Here is a 20682-nt window from a genome sequence, read left to right on the forward strand (position 1 = left end):
CGCTCCCGAGACTGCGGTATTCGACCACCTCACCCGATCGGAAGGACCGCAGTGCCTAACGGAGACGTCCTGCTCTCGAACACCGACGGCACCATCCTGGCGCAAGGCCCCACCGTGCTCGTCTGCGAGTGCCCTGGCGACGACCTCGACCTCGCCGTCCGTCGCGTCGCCGCGTTCGCGCTCGTCGCCTCGCTCGTCGTGGCGGGCATCGTGGCGGCGCGCGCGGCCCCCTTCCCCATCCTCTTCATCGCGGGGACGTGGACCGCCGGAGCCGCCGCCGCGCTGCTCGCCGTCCGCCGGCGCCGCCGGCTCCACGGGCTGTTCCGCCTCGACTTCGAGCGCGACGAGCTCATCCAGGACGGCCGTGGCTTCCGGCGGATCCTGCCGATCCAGGCGATCGTCGGCGTCTCGACCCCGCCCGCCTCGGACACGGACGTCGACGAGCCCGGCCTCGCGCCGCGCTGGCTGCTCCTCCACCTGTCGACCGGGGAGCAGCTGCGCCTGGGCAGGGCGCCCGCGTACGCGCTCGGACCCGCGCTCGCCTTCCTCAGGCGGGCCGGCGTCGAGGCGTGAGCGGCGCGCCCGCCGCCGGCCGGCGCCGCGCCGTCAGGGCCGCGACAGGCTGGGGTAGGCCGGACCGAAGTCGTTGCGGACGTCGCGGACCGTCGAGAGGTACGGCGTCTTCACGGTCTCGTCCCGGTAGATCGGCCTGACGACGCACGTATCGCCCCCGCACTCCCCCGCTTCGGGGAAGATCACGTCGGCGACGAGCCAGAACCTGTCGCCCGAGTCCTCCGGAACGAAGGCGACGGGCACCTCGGGGTCGTAGAAACCGGTGGGCCCGAGGTCGGCCCCGAGCTCGCCGTTGCAGTAGATCTTGATCCGCGGGTGCACGTCGAACGACACGCTGCCGCCGAAGTAGTGCACGGCGATGCGCATCCAGCTGGCCTTGGGCGGGAAATCGACGTTGATGTTCTCGGGCGCGCAGAAGGTCGGGTCGTCCGGGTCCGTGGTGCGGTGGGCGCAGGAGATGTTGTCGAGATCGAGCCGCGGGCTGTGGCACCCCTTGCCGTGGTCGCGCCAGTCGTCCCCCACCCCGCGAGGCGCGTAGAAGCAGCTGTTGTTGGTCTCCTCCGGATCCAGGTACCAGTTCACCGGCTCGGGGGGCGTCGCCGTGTCGCTGAACCACGTGATGGCCGAGCCGCCCGAGAGGCTGTCGAGCGTGCAGTTCCCGTACCCGCACGCGGCGCTGGAGCCGCCGACCGTCCAGGGCTGCATGTTGTCCGGCTTGTGGAGGTAGAGGTCCATATCCACGCTGCTCGGCTCGTGCTCCCACTCGAGCTCGACGCGGAGGCCGCGGGCGCCGACGAACAGCGGGTAAACGCAGCTCGCGGTCTCACCGCTCTCCAGGGTCTTCGTGTACGTGACCGTGTACTCGCCCGACTGGAGCGGCTTGAAATCGTCCGCCGGCCCCTGCCCGGCCACCGAGGGGCACGGGTTCACGCCCGGCGGGCACGTCACCGTCCACACCTCGGAGTCCGGACGCGCGTCCTCGCTGAACGAGCCGGTGCCCTCCTTCAGATCGACGGTGGCGAACGGCGCCGCCTGGAGCGGGTGGCAGCCCGCCTCGTCGTTCCGGTGGCAGTCCTGGTCCGCGTGCACGCCGCCGACGCAGGGGCCCCACGTGCCCGTCTCGTCGCAGATCTGGGTTCCGGGGAAGCACCCCGGGCTGCGCCGGTACGACGGATCGCCGCGAAAGCAGGAGTGCGCCTGCCCGGCGATGCACCCGCAGCTCTCGTCGATCATCCCGTTGCAGTCGTCGTCCAGCCCGGCGTGATCCACGCCGAGCTCATCCACGCCGCACAGCTCCGTCGGACCGCAGGCGCTCCCGCACGGGTTGATCGTCACCGGCAGGCCCTCGTGCGCCCCTCCATCGATATCGCCCAGGAAGCCGCCGTAGCCTTCCGAGTCGCCAGGCTGGGGGGTCGCCACGTCGGCGCCCCCGGCCCCGCCGGCGCTGCCCGCCCCGCCGGCGTGCGAGCTGCCGCCCGTCGTCAGATCGAACGTGAGCCGCTTGCCTTCCGCGCTGCAGCCGGCCGCGAAACCGGCGCCCGACGCCGCGATCGCGATCACGACGGGGAGCACGGAGGAGACACGAAGACGAGACATGATACCTCCACTTGGAGACCTAGACGCGGTGTCGCGGCGGCCTGCGCCCGCTCCGCGCGACGGCGAAGCGCGCCGTGCACCAGGCACTACGGCGTGAAGCAAAGCGGATACCGGTGTCCCCAGCGCGCGCGGACGCGCGGCTCGGGACGCCAGATCACGAAGCCCCGACCCTCATCGAGTAACAAGGACTACTGCCATGCAACTCAGCAGGGTGAGTCGCTGGAGGAGGACTCCCTAGCACGGACTCCGGCCGGCGATGGCCACAATGAGCCGCCTTCAGCCGGCGAGGCGCGCTCTCGCCAGACGCGGAGTCAGGCGAATCACCAGCTCAGCCAAGGAGTCAGACAAATCATCCTCAGACAGATCACCACGGAGCTTGCCTTGCTGGCCGGTGTGGCGTTGCGCCTCACGGCCTCCGCGCGCGGGGCGAGGTGGCGCCGGCAGAGCTCGTGCGCTCGCGCCGGCGCGCTCGTGCGCGCTGACGTCGCGAGGCCTGGCTGGTGAGCTGGACGGGATACGGATCAGGGCGCGCGGCGCGCGCCCTTCACGGCTGCGAGGGGTAGGCGGGACCGAAGCTCGCCTCGGCGTCGTCCCGCGTGGTGAGCAGCGGCGTCTTCGCGCTGGCGTTCTCGTAGAGTGGCTGCACGATGCAGGCCGCCTGGCCGCACTCGTCTGGCTCGGGGAAGAGCACGTCGGCGACGAGCCAGAACCGCTTGCGTTGGTCCGCGGGCGCGAACGCGACGGGCCGCTCCGGGCTATAGAACCCTGCTGGCCCGAGATCGGCCCCGAGGGCGCTGTTGCAGAAGATCTTGATCCGGGGGTGGATATCCTGGGTCACCCCGCCATGACCATAGTAATATACGCCGATGCGCATCCACTGGCGCTTCGGCGGATAGTCGAGGTTGATGTTCTCCGGCGCGCAGAATAATTCGTGGTCGGGGTCCTTCACCTCGGGGCTGCATTTATAGTTGTCGAGGTCGAGCCGCGGGTTGTGGCAGCCAAGACCGTGGGCCTCCCATTTTTTCCCCACGCCCCGAGGGGCGTTGAAGCAGCCATTGTTGCCCGGCACCGGGTCGAGATACCAGTTCACGGGATCCGGTAGCCTCGCGCTGTTCAAGAACCAGCGGATATCCGAGGATTTTGACGAGAAGTGGTCGATGGTGCAGTTGTAATAGCCGCAGTCCGCCGCCGAGCCCGACATACTCCAGGGTTGCGTGTCGTTCGGCTTGTGGAGGTGCAGATCGAGATCGACGATACCGACGTCGTGCTCCCACTCGAGCTCGACGCGCAGGCCGCCCGCGCTGACGAAGAGCGGGTACTGGCAGCTCTGGGTAGCGCCGCCCGCGACGCGCTTCGTGTACGTGACAGTGTACTCGCCCGACTGCAGAGGCTTGAAATCGTCCGCTGGATCGGTGCCGCTGACGCCGGGGCAGGGGTCGACGCCATCGGGGCAGTCCACCGTCCACACCTCGGATCCCGCCACCGCGTCCGCGCGGAACGCGCCAGTGCCCGCCTTGAGGTCGAGGTTCGCGAAGGGCGACGCCTGCATCGGGCGGCACGGAGCGCCGCTATCCATATGGCAGTTCTCGTCGGCGTGCACGCCGCCGACGCACGGGCCCCAGGTGCCGGTCTCGTCGCAGAGCTGGGTGCCAGGAAAGCAGCCCTCGCTGTTCCGGAACGACGGATCGCCGCGGAAGCAGGAGTGCGCCTGACCGGGGATGCAGGCGCACGTCTCGTCGATCGAACCATCGCAGTCGTCGTCCAGGCCGAGGGTCGCGCCGGTACATAGCTCCCTGTCGCCGCACGCGCTCCCACAAGAGTTCACCGTCACATCGCTGTGCGGCTCCCGCCCTCCATCGATGTCGAGAAACCCACCCTGCCCGTCGACTCCGCCGGTCGTGCCGCCCGCTCCCACGCCTGGTTCGCCACCTCCGCTCGAGTCGAGCACGTTGGACGGACCCGTCGCGCTGCAGCTGGCCGCGAAGCCAGCGCTGGACACGGCGGCGCCAACCACGATGAGGAGCGAGAAGGAGAACCGACGTCGACCCATGACACCTCCGATTGAGGGACGCTCTATGCCGCGACAAAGCGGGCTCACACCCCGCTCGACACCCCGGCATTCCAGGAGCTCACGCGAGTGTAGCAAAATCAGCAAGCGACAATCGCACTGCAAGAGCAACAGGAGAATGTCGCTCGCTCACCGTGCGCCGCTGTCAATCCGCGAGCGGTCGACTGCCCACATCCACCGATGCGCCGCGGGCGCTCCGCGAGCCGCGGCGCGCCTGGCCTGCCGCGGGCGCCCGAGCGGCCGAGGCGCGGCGTCCTGCGGCGCGCCCAGACGACGCGCGCCGCGCCAGGGCGCCGCCTCATTGCCGGCGAGCGGAGCGCGGCGCCATTGCGCCGCGGCGTACCATTGCCCCGCAGCGTGCAGGACAGCGCCCACGCACGCACAGGGCGCGAAGCTGGCGCCAGGGATCGCCTATCCGATGATCGGGAGCTGCCGAGGGCCCTTGGCCCTCGCGGGCTGCGGCTCCGGCTGCGGCTGCGCCACGGACGAAGCGGCCGTCTCCTCGATGTGCACGCCGGAGCGGAAGCGCTGCTCGCCGCCCGCGATCTTGCGGTGCGCCAGCGTGTGCTGCATGAAATTCAGCGGAAAGAAGCCCGCCAGCTGGATCCAGCTCGACTGCCGTGTGAGGGTGAACCTGCGCCAGATCGAGGACGGCGAGTAGAACTTCGTCCACGCGGACACCCACCCCTCCCGGAGCCGCTCCCGCGACATCTGCTTGGGGACGAAATAGGGCGAGCCGGCGTCATGGTCGCGGCGCAGCCACCAGCGCTCGTCGGTGAGGCGCCCCTCCGCCTTGAGGCGGCGGTACAGCTGCGTCGCGGGGTACGGGGTGAGGATGGCATACAGCGCCATCGTCAGCTTCATGTCGATGCCGAACTCCACGGTGCGATCGAACACCTCGGGATCGTCCGTATCGAAGCCGAAGACGAAGCTCCCCCAGACGGAGATGCCGTGATCGTGGAGCATCGCCATCGTGTCCTTGTACTGGGAGGGACGGTTCTGCCGCTTTCCGGTGAACTTCACCGTCTCCTCGTCGATGCTCTCGAAGCCGATGAAGAGCGCCTTGCACCCGCTCTCGGCCATGAGCTTCACGTTCTCGAGGCGCTTGACCGCGGCGAGCGAGCACTGGCCTATCCAGTGCTTCTTCAGCGGGATCATCCGGGTGAAGAGCTCTTTCGAGTAAGCTCGGTGGATCATCACGTTGTCGTCCGCGAACATGATGAGCTTGCCGAGCGACCGGAGCTCGCTCAGCACCTCGTCGGTCGGGCGGAACCGCATCGTGGTGCCGTTCGCCGTCGACACGCTGCAGAACTCGCACGGATACGGGCAGCCGCGCATCGTCTGCACGACCTGGAACGGGATGTACTTCTTGGAGGTGAACAGGTCGCGCCGCGGCGCAGGCCTGCCCGCGAGGTCCGGCAGCTCCGGGCGGTAGAACGGCTTGAGCTCGCCGCGCTTCACGTCCGCGAGCAGGGCCGGCCAGGCGTCCTCCGCCTCGCCGACCACGACGGCGTCCGCGTGCTGCAGGGCCTCGTCGGGGCAGGCCGTCGGGTGGATGCCGCCGAGCACCACCTTCACGCCGCGCCTGCGGTAAGCGGCGGCGATATCGTAGCTGCGGCGGGCGGTCTTGCTGTCGACGCTGATCCCGACGAGGTCGACGTCCTTGACGTCGCGCTCGAGATCGAACGGCTGCACGACGTCATCCGTGTAGATGATCTCATCCTCGGGGGGCGTGAGCGCCGCGAGGGTGCCGAGCCCCACACGGGGCAGGTACGCGGAATCTTCGCTTGCCGTGGCGATGAGCTCGATCTGCATGGCGGATCGTGCTTATCACGGAGCCCCAAGGAGACCCACGACGAATGAGCTTGCTCTCTGACGCCGCAGTCTTTCTCGGCGCCGCCGTCGTCGCCGTGCCGCTGTTCAAGCGGATCGGCCTCGGCGCGGTGCTCGGCTACCTCGTCGCGGGCGCGCTGCTCGGCCCGTGGGGGCTGCGGATCATCGCCAACGTCGAAGACACCCTCCACTTCTCGGAGCTCGGCGTCGTGCTGCTCCTCTTCCTCATCGGCCTCGAGCTCCAGCCGTCGCGGCTCTGGGTGCTCCGCCGCGCCGTGTTCGGCCTCGGCGGCGCGCAGGTCGCCGTCACGGGCGCGCTCATCGCGCTCATCGGCGCCGCGCTCGGCCTGCGCGCCGACACGGCGGCCATCGCGGGCGTCGGGCTCTCGCTCTCGTCGACGGCGTTCGTCCTGCAGATCCTGGCCGAGAAGGGCCAGATGCAGTCGCAGCACGGCCGCTCCGCGTTCGCCATCCTGCTCTTCCAGGACCTCGCCGTGATCCCGCTGATCGCGGTGCTCCCCCTGCTCGGCGCCGCGGGCGCGGCCCCCGCCGAGGGGAGCGCCGTCGCCTCGTCGCTCAAGGCCGTGGCCGTGCTGCTCGCGGTCGTCGCCGGCGGCCGCTACCTCGTGCGCCCCGTCTTCCGGGCCATCGCCGCCACCCACGCCCACGAGATCTTCACCGCGGCGGCCCTGCTCGTCGTGCTCGGCACGGCGCTCCTCATGATGCAGGTGGGCCTCTCCATGTCGCTCGGCGCCTTCATGGCGGGCGTGCTGCTCGCCGACTCGGAGTACCGCCACGAGCTCGAGGCGGACATCGAGCCCTTCAAGGGCCTGCTCATGGGGCTCTTCTTCATCGCCGTCGGGATGTCGGCGAACATCGGCCTCGTCATCGAGCGGCCGCTGCTCGTCCTCGGGCTCGTCCTTGGCGTGATGGCGCTCAAGGCCGCCGTCCTCTTCGTCCTGGGCAGGGCGGCCGGGCACGCGAAGGGCTCCGCGCGCGACCTCGCGCTCGCGCTCCCGCAAGGGGGCGAGTTCGCCTTCGTCCTCTTCGGGATGGCCGCGGGACAGGGCCTCATGGACAGGCTCCTCGCCGACCTCCTCGTCGTCGTGGTCACCCTGTCCATGGCGGTCACGCCGCTCGTCATCGCGCTCGGCGACGCGCTCGTCAAGCGATGGCAGGGGGGCGGGCCAGAGCGCGAGTTCGACGCCATCGACGACGACGACCCGAGGGTCATCATCGCCGGATACGGCCGCTTCGGCCAGATCGTCTCTCGCGTCCTCCGCACGAGGAAGATCCCCTTCACCGCGCTCGACGCGAGCCCGACGCAGGTCGACTTCGTCCGCAAGTACGGCAACAAGATCTACTACGGGGACGCCTCCCGGCTCGACCTGCTCCGCGCGGCGCGCGCCGACAAGGCGAAGATCTTCGTGCTGGCGATCGACGACGTCGCGTCGTCGGTGAAGACGGCGGAGGTGGTGAAGCGGCACTTCCCGGACCTCCTGATCTACGCGCGCGCCAGGAACCGCCAGCACGCGTATCAGCTGATGGATATCGGCGTGACGGTGCTGGAGCGGGAGACGTTCCTGTCGTCGCTCGAGGTGGCGGGGCGCGTGCTCGAGGGCCTCGGGATGCGGCAGCGTGACGCCCGCGCGACCATCGAGCGGTTCAGGGCCCACGACGAGAACGTGCTCCTCCGCGGGCACGCGGTGCACAACGACGAGGTCAAGCTCATCGCGGCGGCGAAGCAGGCGGCGCAGGAGCTCGAAGGCCTGTTCGAGTCCGACGAGATCGCGCCGTCCGGCAGGGACGACAAGGCCGCGGCGGTGTGACGCGGAGCGAGCGGGCCGCCGCCGGCCCGCTCACGCCTTCACTCCTGTTCCTGCTTCGCGCCGATGCCGTGGCGGCGGAGGTAAGCCCGCACGTGCGCCCGCTCCATGCCCGCGCGCCGCGCCATCTCGCTCACGTTGCCCTTCGCGTCCTCGGACAGGGCGGCGAAGTAGTCGCGCTCGAACCGCGCCAGCACGTCGCGCTTCGCCTCCTGGAACTGGCGGCCCTTCATCGACGCGAACGAGCTGCTGGCCGCGCCGCCGCCGGCCCCCGGGGGGATCGACGGCGAGGAGCTCGGGTGCATCGGGGTCTCGGTGAGGGCGCCGAGGTGCGCCGCGATGTCGATCTCCTCGCCCTCGGCGGCGAGCGCGAAGGCGACGGCGACCGCGTTCCGCAGCTCGCGGACGTTGCCCGGCCAGTCGTGCCGCATCAGCCGCTCGAGCGTCATGTTCGAGACGCGCTCGTAGGCGCTCTCGTCGCCGAGATCCTTCAGCATCCGGCGGACGAGCACGGGGATGTCCTCCACGCGCTGGCGGAGCGCCGGCAGCTCGATCTTGATCTGCGCGACGCGGAAGTAGAGGTCGCTCCGGAAGTTGCCGCCGTTCACGGCCCGCACGAGGTCGCGGCGCGTCGCCGCGAGCACGCGCACGTCGACCTCGCGGTAGCTCGACCCGCCGACGCTCTTGATGCGGCGCTCGGCGAGCGCGCGGAGGAGCTTCGGCTGCACCTCGAGCGGCAGCTCGCCGAGCTCGTCGAGGAAGATCGTGCCGCCGTCCGCCTCGATGAACGGCGAGAGGCGCTTGTCGACCGCGCCCGTGAACGCGCCGCGCTCGTGGCCGAACAGCGTCGCCTCGGCCAGGGTCGGCGGGATCGAGCCGCAGTCCACGACCACGAACGGCTTCTTCGAGCGGGCGCTCGCCAGGTGCAGCGCCTGCGCGACGAGCTCCTTGCCCGTGCCGGTCTCGCCCGTGATGAGCACCGTGAGGTCGGTCGGCGCCATCTTGGAGAGGCGCTCGAAGATGGCCCGCATCCCGGGGCTGCTCGCCACGAGCGGGCCGAACGACGGGATCGCCGAGACCGTGATGCGCTCGGGCCGCAGGGGCTCGAACTGGATCTCGGTCTCGCCGAGCCGAAGTTTCGTGCTCGTGAGCAGGTAGATGTCGCCGACCCGCACGCCGCCGACGAAGGTCCCGTTCCTGCTGTCGAGGTCGCGCACGCGGACGCCCTGCTCCGTGGCGACGAACTCGGCGTGCACAGCGCTGACCTTGGCGTCGTCGAGGACCAGCTGGCATGCCGCGTTGCGGCCCACGATGACGGGATCGGTGCCGATCTCGATCCATCCGCCGCCGCGCGCGGCCGACGATTTCGTGAGGCGGATGCGCCCGCCGCGCACCTCGACCCGGTTCTTCGTGCCTACCGTCGCGTCGAGCAACTCAGTGCCTCTCTGTCTTGCGGCGCGAAGGCGGACCCTCCGGCCGGGGAATCTCTGGGCCGCCGTCCCTGCTCGGCGGTGGCGGCGGCGCGCCTGCGCCCGCCCTGCTCGGCGGTGGCGGCGGCGCGTTTGCGCCCGCCCTGCTCGGCGGTGGCGGCGGCGCGCCTGCGCCCGCCCTGCTCGGCGGTGGCGGCGGCGCGCCCGCCCTGCTCGGCGGTGGCGGCGGCGCGTTTGCTCCCGCCCTGCTCGGCGGCGCCGGCGGCGCGCCCGCGCCCGCCCTGCTCGGCGGTGGCGGCGGTGCGTTCGCGCCCGCCCGGCTCGGCGGCGCAGGCGGCGCCCCCACGCCGGTCCTGCTCGGCGGCGCCGGCGGTGCGCCCGCGCCGGTCCTGCTCGGCGGCGCAGGCGGCGCCCCCACGCCGGTCCTGCTCGGCGGCGCCGGCGGCGCCCCCACGCCGGTCCTGCTCGGCGACGCCGGCGGCGCGGCGGCCCGGCTCGGCGGCGGCGGGGGCACGGTGCTCCCGGCCCGGCTCGGCGGCGGCGGGGGCACGGTGCTGGCCCTGGGAGGGGCGAGCGAAGCAGGGGGCGGAGAGCTGTGGCCGGCGTCGCTGAAGCCGCCGTTCTCCGTCATCGTCGGGGGGCCGTCGACGACCGTGGGGTTGTCTTCCAGGAACGCGTCGGGCAGCTCGGAGGGATACCTGCTCCGCTGCGTGCGGCGCGTCGCGCGCGTGATGTTCGCCGGCTGGATGGCGCGCCAGCTCGACAGCGCATCTGCCGCGGAGCCGAAGCGCCCTTCGCGCCGGCGATCGAGCGCCCGCTCGAGGAAGCGCTCGATGCCCACCGGCCATTTCTCGCCGGTCGCCTCGGCGAGCGACGGCGCCGGGCGGTCCAGCTTCATCGCGACGAGCACCGCGGCGTTCGCCCCCTCGAACGGCAGCCGCCCGGACAGGGCCCGGAAGGCCACCGCGCCGACCGCGTAGATGTCGGCCCGCTCGTCGGCCCGCGCGGCGCCCCGCACCTGCTCCGGCGCCATGTACGCGAACGACCCCAGCGTCGCGTCGAAGGCGGTGAGCGTCGGCTCTTCCTTCTCGCGCCGCGTGAGCTTCGAGATGCCGAAATCGAGGATCTTCGCGCGCTCGCGCCGGTCCGGCAGGCCGAGGTGCTCGAGGTAGATGTTGCCCGGCTTCAGATCGCGGTGGATGACGCCCGCGGCGTGCGCCGCCACGAGCCCCTGGAGCACGTCATCGATGATCGGGCCGACCTCGCTGAACGGCAGGTACTGCTCGCGCTTCAGCCGATCCGCCAGCGACTCGCCGTCGAGCTGCTCGAACACGAGCAGGTGCTCGCCCTCGTCCGTCTGGCCGACCTCGAGCAGCTGGCAGACGTACGGGCTCTGGATGGCCGAGGCGATCTTCGCCTCGCGGTCGAAGCGCCGCACGAGATCCGGCTTCATCGCGGCGCGCGCGAGCAGGACCTTGATGGCGACCTGCTGATTGTCCGATTCCCGTGTTGCTGCCCAGACTTCGCCCATGCCGCCCCGCCCGAGCAGGCGGGAGACACGGTAGCCAGCAACGACGTCGCCCGGGTGGATCGCCACGTAACCTGGATCGGGACCGTACCACCGCGACTCTCGAACGGGCGAGAAAAAAGCGAGCGTCCGGGGAAACGCGGTGATTCCGGGAGCGAGCGGAACCGATTGCGGATCGCAGCGCGCGGCGCGCTTTGCGGCTCGCGGCGCGTGTTGCGGGCTCACGACGTGACAGCGCGCCGGTGCGATCGGAGCACGAACCCAACGAAGGGGACGCAATAGTTCGGAAGACCACTCGGAAGACCACTCGGAAGACCACTCGGAAGACCACGCGGAAGACCACGCGGAGGACGACGGCGAGCCGCGCGCCCCCGAGGGTGGGGGCCGTAAGCCGCAGCCCGGGGCGCGCGGAATCCCGGAAAGAATCCGAGGGACGCGGCACTAGCCCGATGCGACATGATTCTGTAGGCTCGCCGCGCCATGCCGCGTACAGCCGAGGATGTCGAAACCTACCTCCTGCAGCTCGATCGCCGGTTCGAGAACGACGCCGGTACCTACCTCGTCTCGGGGGGCCCGGACGCGCCGCCGATCGCGATCCGCATCGACCCGCCGATCGTGGCGGTGCGGGTCTCGATCGGCCCCGTCCCCGGGGACGACGCACACCAGACCAGGCTCTTCCGCCGCCTGCTCGAGTACAACGCCACGGATCTGATGCATGCTTCGTATGGGATCGAGGCGGGCACCGTCGTCCTGTCGGCGGCGCTGGAGCTCGAGAACCTCGACATGAACGAGCTCGAGGCGATCCTGAGCGACATCGATCTCGCGCTCGCCCGCCACGTCCCCGTGCTGCACGATCTCGCGCTCAGCTGAGCAGACCCGCCGCGCCTTTCGACCCTGCGCACCCCGAGAGTTGGAGCTGATCTATGGGAATTTTCGCGCGCCTTGCGACCCTCATCAAGTCGAACCTGAACGACCTCATCAGCCGCTCGGAGGACCCCGAGAAGATGCTGAACCAGGTCGTCATCGACATGGCAAACCAGCTGATCGAGGCGAAGAAGCAGGTCGCCGTCTCGATCGCCGACGAGAAGCGGCTGGCCAAGCAGGCCGAGCAGGAGGCCGCCAACGCCGCGGAGTGGGAGCGCAGGGCGATGCTCGCGATCAAGGCGGGCGACGACGCGCTGGCCAAGGAGGCGCTGAACCGCAAGAAGGAGCACGACCAGCTCGCCACCTCCTACAAGGACCAGTGGCAGAAGCAGAAGCAGGCCGTCGACCAGCTGAAGACGGCGCTGCGCCTCCTGAACAACAAGATCGAGGAGGCGAAGCGCAAGAAGAACGTGCTCATCGCCCGGAAGAAGCGGGCCGAGGCGCAGAAGGCCATCCAGGAGACGATGAGCGGCCTGAACAACGCCTCCGCCTTCGAGACGTTCGACCGGATGTCGAACAAGATCGATCAGATCGAGGCCGAGGCCGAGGCCGCCGGGGAGATCGCCGAGCAGTACACGGGCGACACGCTGGCGCACAAGTTCGGGCAGCTCGAGGCGACGGCGGGCGCCGACGACGAGCTGCTCGCGCTCAAGCGGAAGATGGGCGTGCTCCCGCCCGAGCCGCCGCCCGCCGCGGCGCCGCCGCCGCAGGTGCGCGTGGCCGGCGCGGGCGGCGCGCCGGCCGCCGCGCCCCAGGCCGAGCAGGACGAGCTCGCGGCGGCGATCGCGGAGCTCGAGGCCGAAGAACAACGTGAACAAGCCAGGATGAAGCGCTAGAGCACGCCTGCCCATGAGCCAAGCCGCCACGGCGCTCCGCACGGCCGGACCGAACGCCCCTCCCGCCGCCCCCATCCCTGTCCACGCCGAAGAGGTCGGCGCCTTCCTCGAGCGCGTCGGGGTCAGCTCGTCCGGCGGGCTCTCCGACGCCGAGGCGCAGCAGCGCCTCGAGGAGCACGGCAAGAACCGCCTGCCCGAGACGAAGAAGAAGAGCGCGCTCGTCCGCATCCTCGAGCAGTTCGCGAACCCGCTCGTGCTCACGCTCCTCGCCGCGGCGACCATCGCCGTGGTCGTCGGCTTCACGGCCGACCAGCACGAGAGCTTCCTCCACCGGTTCGGCGACGCGATCGCGATCCTGCTCATCGTGATCCTGAACGCCTTCCTCGGTTACTACCAGGAGCGCCGCGCGGAGGCGGCCCTGGAGGCCCTCCAGAAGCTCAGCGCGCCGAACGCGCGCGTGCGCCGCGGCGGCAAGACCGTGATCATCGCGGCCGAGGACGTCGCGCCCGGCGACATCCTCGAGCTCGAGGCGGGCGACTCGATCCCGGCCGACGCGCGGCTCGTGCAGACGATCAGCTTCGCGACCGAGGAGGCGGCGCTGACGGGCGAGAGCGCGGCCGCGGTCAAGGACGCGCTCGCCCCGGTCGCGCGCGACGCGCCGCTCGGCGACCGGGTCACGATGGTCTTCACGGGCACGAGCGTCGTGCGCGGCAAGGGGCGCGCGGTGGTGACCGCGACCGGCGTGAGCACCGAGCTCGGCCGGATCGGCGAGATGATCCGCTCCGTCGGCGAGCAGAAGACGCCCCTCGAGGAGCGGCTCGATCGCTTCGGCTCGGTGATCCTGCGGGTGTGCCTGGCGCTCTCCGCGGTGCTGCTCGGCTGGGGGTTCATCCGGGGCGGACGGCCGTGGCACGAGCTCCTGCTCGAGGGCGTGAGCCTCGCCGTGGCCGCCATCCCCGAGGGGCTGCCCGCGATCACGACGATCACGCTGGCGCTGGGGATGCAGCGCATGGCGCGGCGCGGGGCGATCGTGCGCAAGCTGCCCGCGGTCGAGACGCTCGGCGCCGCGACGATCATCGCGTCGGACAAGACGGGCACGCTCACCCAGAACGAGATGACCGTGCGCAACGTGTACGCGGGCGGCCGCCGCTACACGGTGACCGGCGAGGGGTACAACCCGGCGGGCGCGCTGCGGGACGAGGGCGGCGCGGAGGTCGTGGAGCACTCGGCGCCCCTCACGTACCTGTTCGCGACGGTCGCGCTCTGCAACAACGCGTCGCTCGACGAGGATCGCGCGACGGGCCGCTGGAACATCGTCGGCGATCCGACCGAGGGGGCGCTGCTGACGCTGGCCGCGAAGGGCAGCTACTCGCGCGAGTCGGTGGCGCCGTCGCACGCGTTCGTGCACGAGCTGCCGTTCGACAGCGACCGCAAGCGGATGACGGTGATCACGCGGGACGAGCGCGGCCGCGAGATCGCCCACGTGAAGGGGAGCGTCGACGTGCTCCTGCCGCTCTGCGTGAAGTTCGCCGACGACAAGGGCGTGCGCGCGCTGTCCGAGGACGACCGCGTCGCGATCGTCGCCGAGGCCGATCGCATGAGCGCGGCCGCGCTGCGCGTGCTCGCGATCTGCCGCCGGGTGCGGGTCAGCCGCGACGAGGACGACGTCGAGCGCGAGCTCACGTTCCTCGGCCTGGTCGGGATGATGGACCCGCCGCGGCAGGGGGTGAAGGAGGCGGTGGCCGAGTGCCGCCGCGCCGGCATCCGCGCCGTCATGATCACCGGCGACCACCGGCTCACCGCGACGGCGATCGCCAAGGAGATCGGGCTCTGGGACGAGGGGGACGAGGCGCTCAGCGGCGCGGAGCTCGCGGTGATGAGCGACGAGGAGCTGGCGCGGCGGATCATGCACCTGCGCGTCTTCGCCCGGACGACGGCGGAGCAGAAGCTCCGGCTCGTGCGGGCGTTCAAGGCGCACGGCCACATCGTGGCGATGACGGGCGACGGCGTGAACGACGCGCCCGCGCTCCGGGAGGCGCACATCGGCGTGGCGATGGGGCGCGGGGGCACCGACGTGGCGCGGCAGGCGGCGGACCTCGTGCTGGCGGACGACAACTTCGCGACCATCGTCGAGGCGGTGCGCGAGGGGCGCGCCATCTACCGCAACATCCAGAAGTTCATCTTCTTCCTCCTCTCGTCGAACATGGGCCTCCTCGTGGCCGTGTTCGTCGTCTCGTTCTTCGGCAAGTGGCCGCCGCTGACGCCGCTCATGATCCTCTGGATCAACCTCGTCACGAACGGCCTGCCCGCGCTCGCGCTCGGCATCGATCCGCCGGATCCGCAGCTCATGTCGGAGGCGCCCCGGCCGCGCGACGAGGGCCTGCTCATCAAGCGCGACTACCTCGGGATCCTGTACGTCGGCGCGTTCATGGGGCTCGCCGCCGTCGCGCTCTACGCGACGTCGGACCAGACCGAGGACGCGCTGCTGCGCACGCGCGCCGTCGCCTTCTCGCTGCTGGCGCTGTCGCCGCTCTTCCACGCCTGGAGCTGCCGGAGCCCGATCATCTCGCTCTTCGCGTCGAAGCCGCTCATCAGCCTCCCGCTCCTCCTGGCGGTCATGGCGAGCGCGGCGATCCACCTGATCGCGCTGCTCGTGCCCGCGCTGCGCCCGGTCTTCCGCACGTACGCGATGTCGTCGGACGAGTGGATGCTCCTGCTGATCCTCTCGGCGCTCATCGTGCCGGCCGTCGAGATCGCAAAGCTCGTGTACCGCCGGATCCGCCCCGAGGGCGCCGGCCCCGCCCGCCTCACGCCCGCCTCCAAGCCCCACGGATGACCGCCGGGTGAGGGCCTCGGCACCGCCGAGCCCCCTCGCCTGCCACGTCGAGACGGCCGCCTCGCGGCGTCCACGATGCCGCCCCGGGTGGGCGACGCGGACCGATCCGGAAAGAAAGTGCTCGTGGTAAGAACAAGCGGGCGCGGAGAGGCGTCCAAACCCGAGCTTATGAGACGTAAATCACACCACCTCCGTGCGCCGGGGGCTCATGCCTCCGGCTCCCGCCTCGCCGCGCTCGCGCCGGTCGCGCTGGCGGCGCTGACCGCCGCCCCGTCCCCTGCCCTCGCCGCCGGCGCGCCGATCGCGGCGCCGCTCGTCGAGTCGAAATGGCTCAAGCTCGACGGGATCCCGAAGGAGTGGCCGGTGGCGTTCACCTCCCTCGGCCTCAAGGTCAAGGGCAAGCCCGGCAAGCCCGATCTGGCCGCGCAGGTGGCCATCGCCTACGACGACGCGCAGATCTACGTGGCGGCCGACGTGACCGACGACACGCTGCGAGGCGGCGCCGATCACGTGAAGGTCGTGATCGGGTTCCCGGGCGGAAAGGTCCAGGAGGTCGCTCTCTACCCGGGACAGCCGGGCAAGACCGCGGGCAGCGTCAAGGTCCCGGGCGGCAAGGCGGTGCCCGGGGCGAGGGTCATCGAGGCCCCCCGGAGCGGCGGGTACACCCTGGAGGCGAGCGTCCCCTGGAAGGCGTTCCCCGAGGCCGCGACGACGCGGGTCGGGCTGCGGGCGGGGCTCTTCGTCCACGACGACGACGGCGGAGGGGTCGACGCCGTCGTCGGCAGCGCCGCCTCGGAGGCGTACGGGTCGCTGTCGCCGCTCGCGACCGAGCCGGAGCTCGCGCTCATCGACGGCCTCCTCCGGAGCAAGGGCATCCAGGGCCGCGCGAGCTACGACCTCGTCGCCGACGTGGCCGGCGACGCGATGCGGGAGCGGGTGCTCGTCCACGAGCGGTTCCTTGTCGTCCTCGGCCCCGGGTTCCGGAAGGGCGCGCAGTACTACTTCGAGGACCTCGGGGTCGACGCCAAGGACGGGATGGTGCCGTCGCTCACGGCGCGCGACCTGACGGGCGACGGCCAGGCCGAGCTCATCCTGCGGAAGCGCTCCGGCAGCAGCACGAAGTACCGCGAGGTGATCCACGTGCTCCAGTTCGGCGCCGGCGACACGCCAAAGCCGATCTTCCAGCACGAGATCGCGATCGCGACGGACAAGGGCTCGGTCGTCAACGACGTCGACTTCGTCGCGGACGGCGACAAGGTGGCGATCCGCGTGGAGCCGGGCAAGGCGACCAAGTACGACGCGAGCAACTACGCGGAGGGGGTCGAGACGACGTACGACCCGCTGCTCTTGCCGTGGGGGTCGATCAAGTCGCAGCTCTACAAGCTGAACGGCGGCGTGTTCACCAAGGCGAGCGAGCAGCGGCAGGCGGGCGCCGCGGGGCCGCGCCCGGCGCCGGCCAAGGCCGAGGAGGCGCGGGTCGCGCCGAAGCCGGCCGGCCTCTCGCCGGCCGAGATGCTCGACAAGGTGTACGCCCTCTACCGGCGCGACCGGAGCGCCTCGTCGAGCAAGCCGCGGTTCGATCTCGGCGCCGACGTGGCCGGCGGCAAGGAGCCCGAGCGGGTGCTCCTGCACGACCGCGACATCGTCGTGTTCGGCAAGGGGTTCCGGGGCGGCGCGGGCTACGCGTTCATGACGCTCGCGCAGTTCGCGTCCCCGGCCGACATCCGCTCGGTGCGCGCGCTCGATCTCACCGGCGACGGCAAGGCGGAGATCATCGTCCACGGCACCGTCCGCGCGGCCGCGCCGAAGGAGGCGGGCGGCGGGACCGTGGACCGCGACGTCGTGCAGATCTTCCGGGTCGAGGGCGAGAGCATCCAGCGGATCTTCGCGGCCGAGGTCGCGCGCAGCATCGGCGACAAGAAGATCGCCGGCGAGCTCAAGTTCGTGCGCGTGGGCGACAAGATGGGGATCGAGCTCGCCCCGGGGAAGGCCGTCGAGTGGACGGAGCAGACGTACCCCTTCAACCAGGACAAGGCGCCCGTCGGCGGCTTCGAGCCGCTGCTTCTGCCGTGGGGGGGCGCGCAGCCGGCGCGGTACGTCTGGAACGGGTCGATCTTCGCCAGGTAGGCGGGAAGAGGGCGCCGCGATGCGCGACGCGCGTCGCCCAGGAGACGCTGGGTCTCACCGCGAGCGGCGCGCGGTGAGACGAGGGGTGTCGCGGGGCCGAGGGGTGCAGGTGGTGGATTTTCGCTTCACGACCGCGTCTGGGCCCTCCGGAGAGCGGGGGGCAACCATCGCGCTCGTGGCGCGCCGCGACCAGCCGCCGTGCGACGGCGTGAGCGGCGCCTTCGACGCCCACGTGCTCGGCGTGCACCTCGGGGCGCCCGCGCGTGTGCGCCAGCGCCGGGAGGGGCACGTCCACGAGGGCGTGTTCGGGCGCGGGGATCTCACGGTGATCCCTGCCCGGTGGCAGAGCACGTGCTGGACGCGGGATCGATCCGGCTTCCTCCACGTGCACGTGCCGGACGCGCTGGTCGCGCGGGTGGCCGAGGGCATCGCCTCGCCTGGCGGCCGGGAGGTCGCGTGCCTGTTCCGCTTCGACGACCCCGTCGGCCGCGAGCTCGCCCTGTCGATGCTGCACGAGGCCGAGACGGGGGGCGACGCCGCGGCCGGGTATGTCGAGGCGTCGGCCGTGGTGCTCGCTGCGCGCATGCTCCGGGCCTCGGGCCTCTCGCTGCGCCCGCCCCCGCGCTCGGGGCTGCCGCCCGCGGTGCTCCGCCGCGCGAAGGAGCAGCTCCACGAGGGCATGGAGCGCAACGTCGGCGTGCTCGAGCTCGCCGACGGGGCGGGCATGAACGTCCACCACTTCTCGCGCATGTTCAAGCGCTCGACCGGCCTCTCGCCGCACCGCTACCTCGGCCAGATCCGCGTCGATCGCGCGAAGGCGCTGCTCGCCGACCCCGACCGCCGGATCGTCGATGTCGCGATGGAGGTCGGCTTCGCCAACGCGAGCCACTTCGCGGCGTTCTTCCGGAAGGCGACAGGGATGACCCCGGGGGCCTACCGGCGCGCTTCGACTGGCACCGGCACCGGCGCGCGAGGCGTCACGAACGCGTCCTCCGCGCCCCGAACGCGGTAGAGGCGAAAAGCGCGGTCCTGCTACGGCTCTCGCTCGAAGGAGCGTGAAGATGGCAGAGAGCAAGGATGTGCTCGTCACCGGGTGCTCGAGCGGCTTCGGCAGGCTGATCGCGCTGTCGCTCGCGGCCCGCGGGCACCGCGTGTTCGCGACGGTGCGCGACCGCGCGGGGCGGGCCGCGGACGCCGCCGCGGAGCTCGCGGCCCAGGGGGCGGGGCGGATCACCACCGTCGCGATGGACGTAGAGAACGACGCGTCCGTGGAGGCCGCGATCGGCGCGATCGCCGCGGGCGGCGCCGGCATCGACGTGGTGGTCAACAACGCCGGTCTGTCGGCGATGGGGCTCAGCGAGGGGTTCACGACCGACCAGGCGCTGCGGCTGTTCCAGGTGAACGTGCTCGGCGCGCACCGCGTGAACCGCGCCGTACTGCCGCTCATGAGGGAGCGGCGGAGCGGGTTGCTCGTGCATATTTCCACCGGGCTCGCCCGCATGGTCATGCCGTGCTTCGGCCTGTACGCGGCCAGCAAGGCGGCGCTGGAGATGCTCGCGGAGGCGTACCGGTTCGAGCTCGCGCCCCTCGGCATCGAGTCGGCGATCGTGGAGCCGGGGCCGTACCCGACCGCGCTCGGCAAGAACATGCTGGCGCCCGCGGAGCCGGCGCGCCTCGTCGGCTACGGCGCGCTCGCCGAGCTGCCCGCGCGCATGAACGCCGGCCTCGCCGCCATGTTCGAGGCGGCGGGCGCGCCCGACCCGCGCGAGGTCGCCGACACGGTCGTGGCGCTCGTCGAGGCGCCGGCGGGCAAGCGACCGCTGCGCACGATCGTGGGCGGCGGCTCCGGGCAGGCGCTCGGCGAGCTCAACGCGGTCGCGGAGCGGCTCCAGGCCGAGACGCTCCGCGCGCAGGGGCTGGGGCACCTGCTGGAGGTGGTCATTCGGGAATGACTCCTTACTTGGAGGGGGGTGGGGCACGCGCCGAGCCCGCTGCCGCGGGGCTGCATGGTGCCCGGGTGTCGCCATGATTCGCCTGCTCCTGAAGAAAGCATGATGAAAGAGTACCTGTCCTCGTAAAGCGATGAGACAAGGACCTTGAGACGCATCGTGCTCATGTTCTCTTGTCCTGCACCGGAGTTGCCAGTACAGGGCGCTATGGGCTCGACCCGGACCGCGTGGCACGTGCTTCTCGCCGCGCTGCTGCGCCAGCGCCGCCCGCGTCATTTTCAGATCCAAAGCGAGGTGCCCTTGTCGACGGAGCCGCCCCGGGCCGATTACCTCTTGCTGCGCAACGACGCGCCGGGCGAGGTCCGCGAGCCGGCGGGCACGTTGCGGAGGCTCTGGTCGCTCTTACCCAGGGAGACGATCGTCGAGTTCAAGAGCGTCCGGCGCACCTACCGCAGCCGCGACCTCGATCGGCTCTGGGGCTACCTGTCGCTGCACTACGCGGGCGCTGGGAAGCGGCTCGGACAGCGCCGCGACCTGGCCGGCGTGTTGCTGGTGCCGTCGCGCACCCGCTCGCTCGACGCCGATGCCGCGGCGCTCGGGCTGGTCTGGCGCGACCTCGCCGGCGGCTACTGGCAGCTCCAGGGAGCAGCGTTCGCGCTGTACGTGGTCGAGCTCGCCACGGTGGCCGAGGCCGAGGGCGACGATCTGCTACACTTGCTCGGTCACGGCGCGGCGCGGACGGTCGAGGCGCGCCGTTGGCTGGCCGAGCAGGTCGGTGCGGAGGAGATCGCGATGGCGATGCGCGAGCTGGAAGGCTTCGACGAGGTGCTACGGACGCTTCTGAAGAAGCTGCCGATCGAGACGCTGCTGCCGGCGCTGCCGGTGGACGAGCTGCTGGCGGCGCTGCCGCCCGAGCAGCGGGCCGCGGGGCTGACACCCGAGCAGCGGGCCGCGGGGCTGACCCCTGAGCAGCGGGCCGCGGGGCTGACACCCGAGCAGCGGGCCGCGGGGCTGACACCCGAGCAGCGGCTCCTCCTGATGCCCGACGAGGCATTGCGGCTGCTGCCCGACGACTACCTGCGCGCGCTTCCAGAGGATGTCCGGGCGCAGATCCGCGCCCGGATCGGCCGCTCGCTCTAGCAGGGAACGGGGCCTG

14 protein-coding genes are annotated in these 20682 nt (G+C 71.4%); 9 read left to right on the forward strand and 5 right to left on the reverse strand.

The annotated features are described in order from the left end of the window. Positions 1–51: 51 nt before the first annotated feature. On the forward strand, positions 52–573 hold the full coding sequence (locus WME95_RS30390) for a hypothetical protein (protein ID WP_437902838.1): 522 nt from the start codon (positions 52–54) through the stop codon (positions 571–573). Between the two features lie 33 nt (positions 574–606). Here the strand turns inward: WME95_RS30390 and WME95_RS30395 are convergent, their stop codons facing one another. The 3 genes from WME95_RS30395 to WME95_RS30405 form a co-directional block, all read right to left on the reverse strand. Next, positions 607–2169 carry a hypothetical protein gene (locus WME95_RS30395; protein ID WP_437902839.1) on the reverse strand — a complete coding sequence of 521 codons (1563 nt, stop codon included), beginning with the start codon at positions 2167–2169 and terminating at the stop codon, positions 607–609. Between the two features lie 544 nt (positions 2170–2713). Continuing rightward, the gene (locus WME95_RS30400) at positions 2714–4219 is read right to left on the reverse strand and encodes a hypothetical protein (protein WP_437902840.1); all 1506 of its coding nucleotides are present in this window, start codon (positions 4217–4219) and stop codon (positions 2714–2716) included. A gap of 429 nt (positions 4220–4648) precedes the next feature. After that, positions 4649–6052, reverse strand: a complete 1404-nt coding sequence (locus tag WME95_RS30405) for a B12-binding domain-containing radical SAM protein (protein ID WP_437902841.1) — start codon at positions 6050–6052, stop codon at positions 4649–4651. A gap of 44 nt (positions 6053–6096) precedes the next feature. Here WME95_RS30405 and WME95_RS30410 point away from each other — a divergent pair, with 44 nt between their 5' ends. Beyond that, positions 6097–7899: a monovalent cation:proton antiporter-2 (CPA2) family protein gene (locus WME95_RS30410; protein WP_437902842.1), complete on the forward strand. Its 1803-nt coding sequence runs from the start codon at positions 6097–6099 to the stop codon at positions 7897–7899. A gap of 38 nt (positions 7900–7937) precedes the next feature. Here WME95_RS30410 and WME95_RS30415 read toward each other — a convergent pair whose 3' ends face one another. Together WME95_RS30415 and WME95_RS30420 are read right to left on the reverse strand one after the other, a co-directional pair. Then, a complete protein-coding gene (locus WME95_RS30415; RefSeq protein WP_437542367.1) occupies positions 7938–9329 on the reverse strand; it encodes a sigma 54-interacting transcriptional regulator in 1392 nt (463 codons plus the stop codon). 1 nt (position 9330) lies between these two features. Beyond that, complete coding sequence (locus WME95_RS30420) at positions 9331–10923, reverse strand: serine/threonine-protein kinase (RefSeq protein WP_437902843.1); 1593 nt, start codon at positions 10921–10923, stop codon at positions 9331–9333. Positions 10924–11334: 411 nt separating this feature from the next. On the opposite strand from WME95_RS30420, the gene WME95_RS30425 reads away from it, so the two are divergent. The 7 genes from WME95_RS30425 (at position 11335) to WME95_RS30455 (ending at position 20666) form a co-directional block, all read left to right on the forward strand. Further along, on the forward strand, positions 11335–11724 hold the full coding sequence (locus WME95_RS30425; RefSeq protein ID WP_437542369.1) for a hypothetical protein: 390 nt from the start codon (positions 11335–11337) through the stop codon (positions 11722–11724). Positions 11725–11777: 53 nt separating this feature from the next. After that, positions 11778–12614, forward strand: coding sequence for a PspA/IM30 family protein (locus WME95_RS30430; protein WP_437542370.1), 837 nt, complete (start codon positions 11778–11780; stop codon positions 12612–12614). 13 nt (positions 12615–12627) lie between these two features. Continuing rightward, the gene (locus WME95_RS30435; RefSeq protein WP_437902844.1) at positions 12628–15450 is read left to right on the forward strand and encodes a cation-translocating P-type ATPase; all 2823 of its coding nucleotides are present in this window, start codon (positions 12628–12630) and stop codon (positions 15448–15450) included. A gap of 168 nt (positions 15451–15618) precedes the next feature. Next, positions 15619–17577, forward strand: a complete 1959-nt coding sequence (locus WME95_RS30440; RefSeq protein WP_437902845.1) for a sugar-binding protein — start codon at positions 15619–15621, stop codon at positions 17575–17577. A gap of 109 nt (positions 17578–17686) precedes the next feature. Beyond that, positions 17687–18589: a helix-turn-helix domain-containing protein gene (locus tag WME95_RS30445; protein WP_437902846.1), complete on the forward strand. Its 903-nt coding sequence runs from the start codon at positions 17687–17689 to the stop codon at positions 18587–18589. Positions 18590–18638: 49 nt separating this feature from the next. Next, a complete protein-coding gene (locus WME95_RS30450; protein WP_437902847.1) occupies positions 18639–19529 on the forward strand; it encodes an SDR family NAD(P)-dependent oxidoreductase in 891 nt (296 codons plus the stop codon). Positions 19530–19820: 291 nt separating this feature from the next. Further along, positions 19821–20666 (forward strand): hypothetical protein, encoded by an 846-nt coding sequence (locus WME95_RS30455; protein WP_437902848.1) that lies wholly within the window; start codon positions 19821–19823, stop codon positions 20664–20666. The last annotated feature ends 16 nt before the right edge of the window (positions 20667–20682 follow it).

The organism is Sorangium sp. So ce327, assembly GCF_051530205.1.
Lineage (GTDB): Bacteria > Myxococcota_A > Polyangia > Polyangiales > Polyangiaceae > Sorangium > Sorangium cellulosum_B.

Excerpts from the sequence above, each read along its gene's own strand:
- WME95_RS30425 (WP_437542369.1), top strand. The coding sequence starts at position 11,335 with ATGCCGCGTACAGCCGAGGATGTCGAAACCTACCTCCTGCAGCTCGAT.
- WME95_RS30430 (WP_437542370.1), top strand. The coding sequence starts at position 11,778 with ATGGGAATTTTCGCGCGCCTTGCGACCCTCATCAAGTCGAACCTGAAC.
- WME95_RS30410 (WP_437902842.1), top strand. The coding sequence starts at position 6,097 with ATGAGCTTGCTCTCTGACGCCGCAGTCTTTCTCGGCGCCGCCGTCGTC.
- WME95_RS30400 (WP_437902840.1), bottom strand. The coding sequence starts at position 4,219 with ATGGGTCGACGTCGGTTCTCCTTCTCGCTCCTCATCGTGGTTGGCGCC.
- WME95_RS30435 (WP_437902844.1), top strand. The coding sequence starts at position 12,628 with ATGAGCCAAGCCGCCACGGCGCTCCGCACGGCCGGACCGAACGCCCCT.
- WME95_RS30440 (WP_437902845.1), top strand. The coding sequence starts at position 15,619 with ATGAGACGTAAATCACACCACCTCCGTGCGCCGGGGGCTCATGCCTCC.
- WME95_RS30395 (WP_437902839.1), bottom strand. The coding sequence starts at position 2,169 with ATGTCTCGTCTTCGTGTCTCCTCCGTGCTCCCCGTCGTGATCGCGATC.
- WME95_RS30405 (WP_437902841.1), bottom strand. The coding sequence starts at position 6,052 with ATGCAGATCGAGCTCATCGCCACGGCAAGCGAAGATTCCGCGTACCTG.
- WME95_RS30450 (WP_437902847.1), top strand. The coding sequence starts at position 18,639 with ATGGCAGAGAGCAAGGATGTGCTCGTCACCGGGTGCTCGAGCGGCTTC.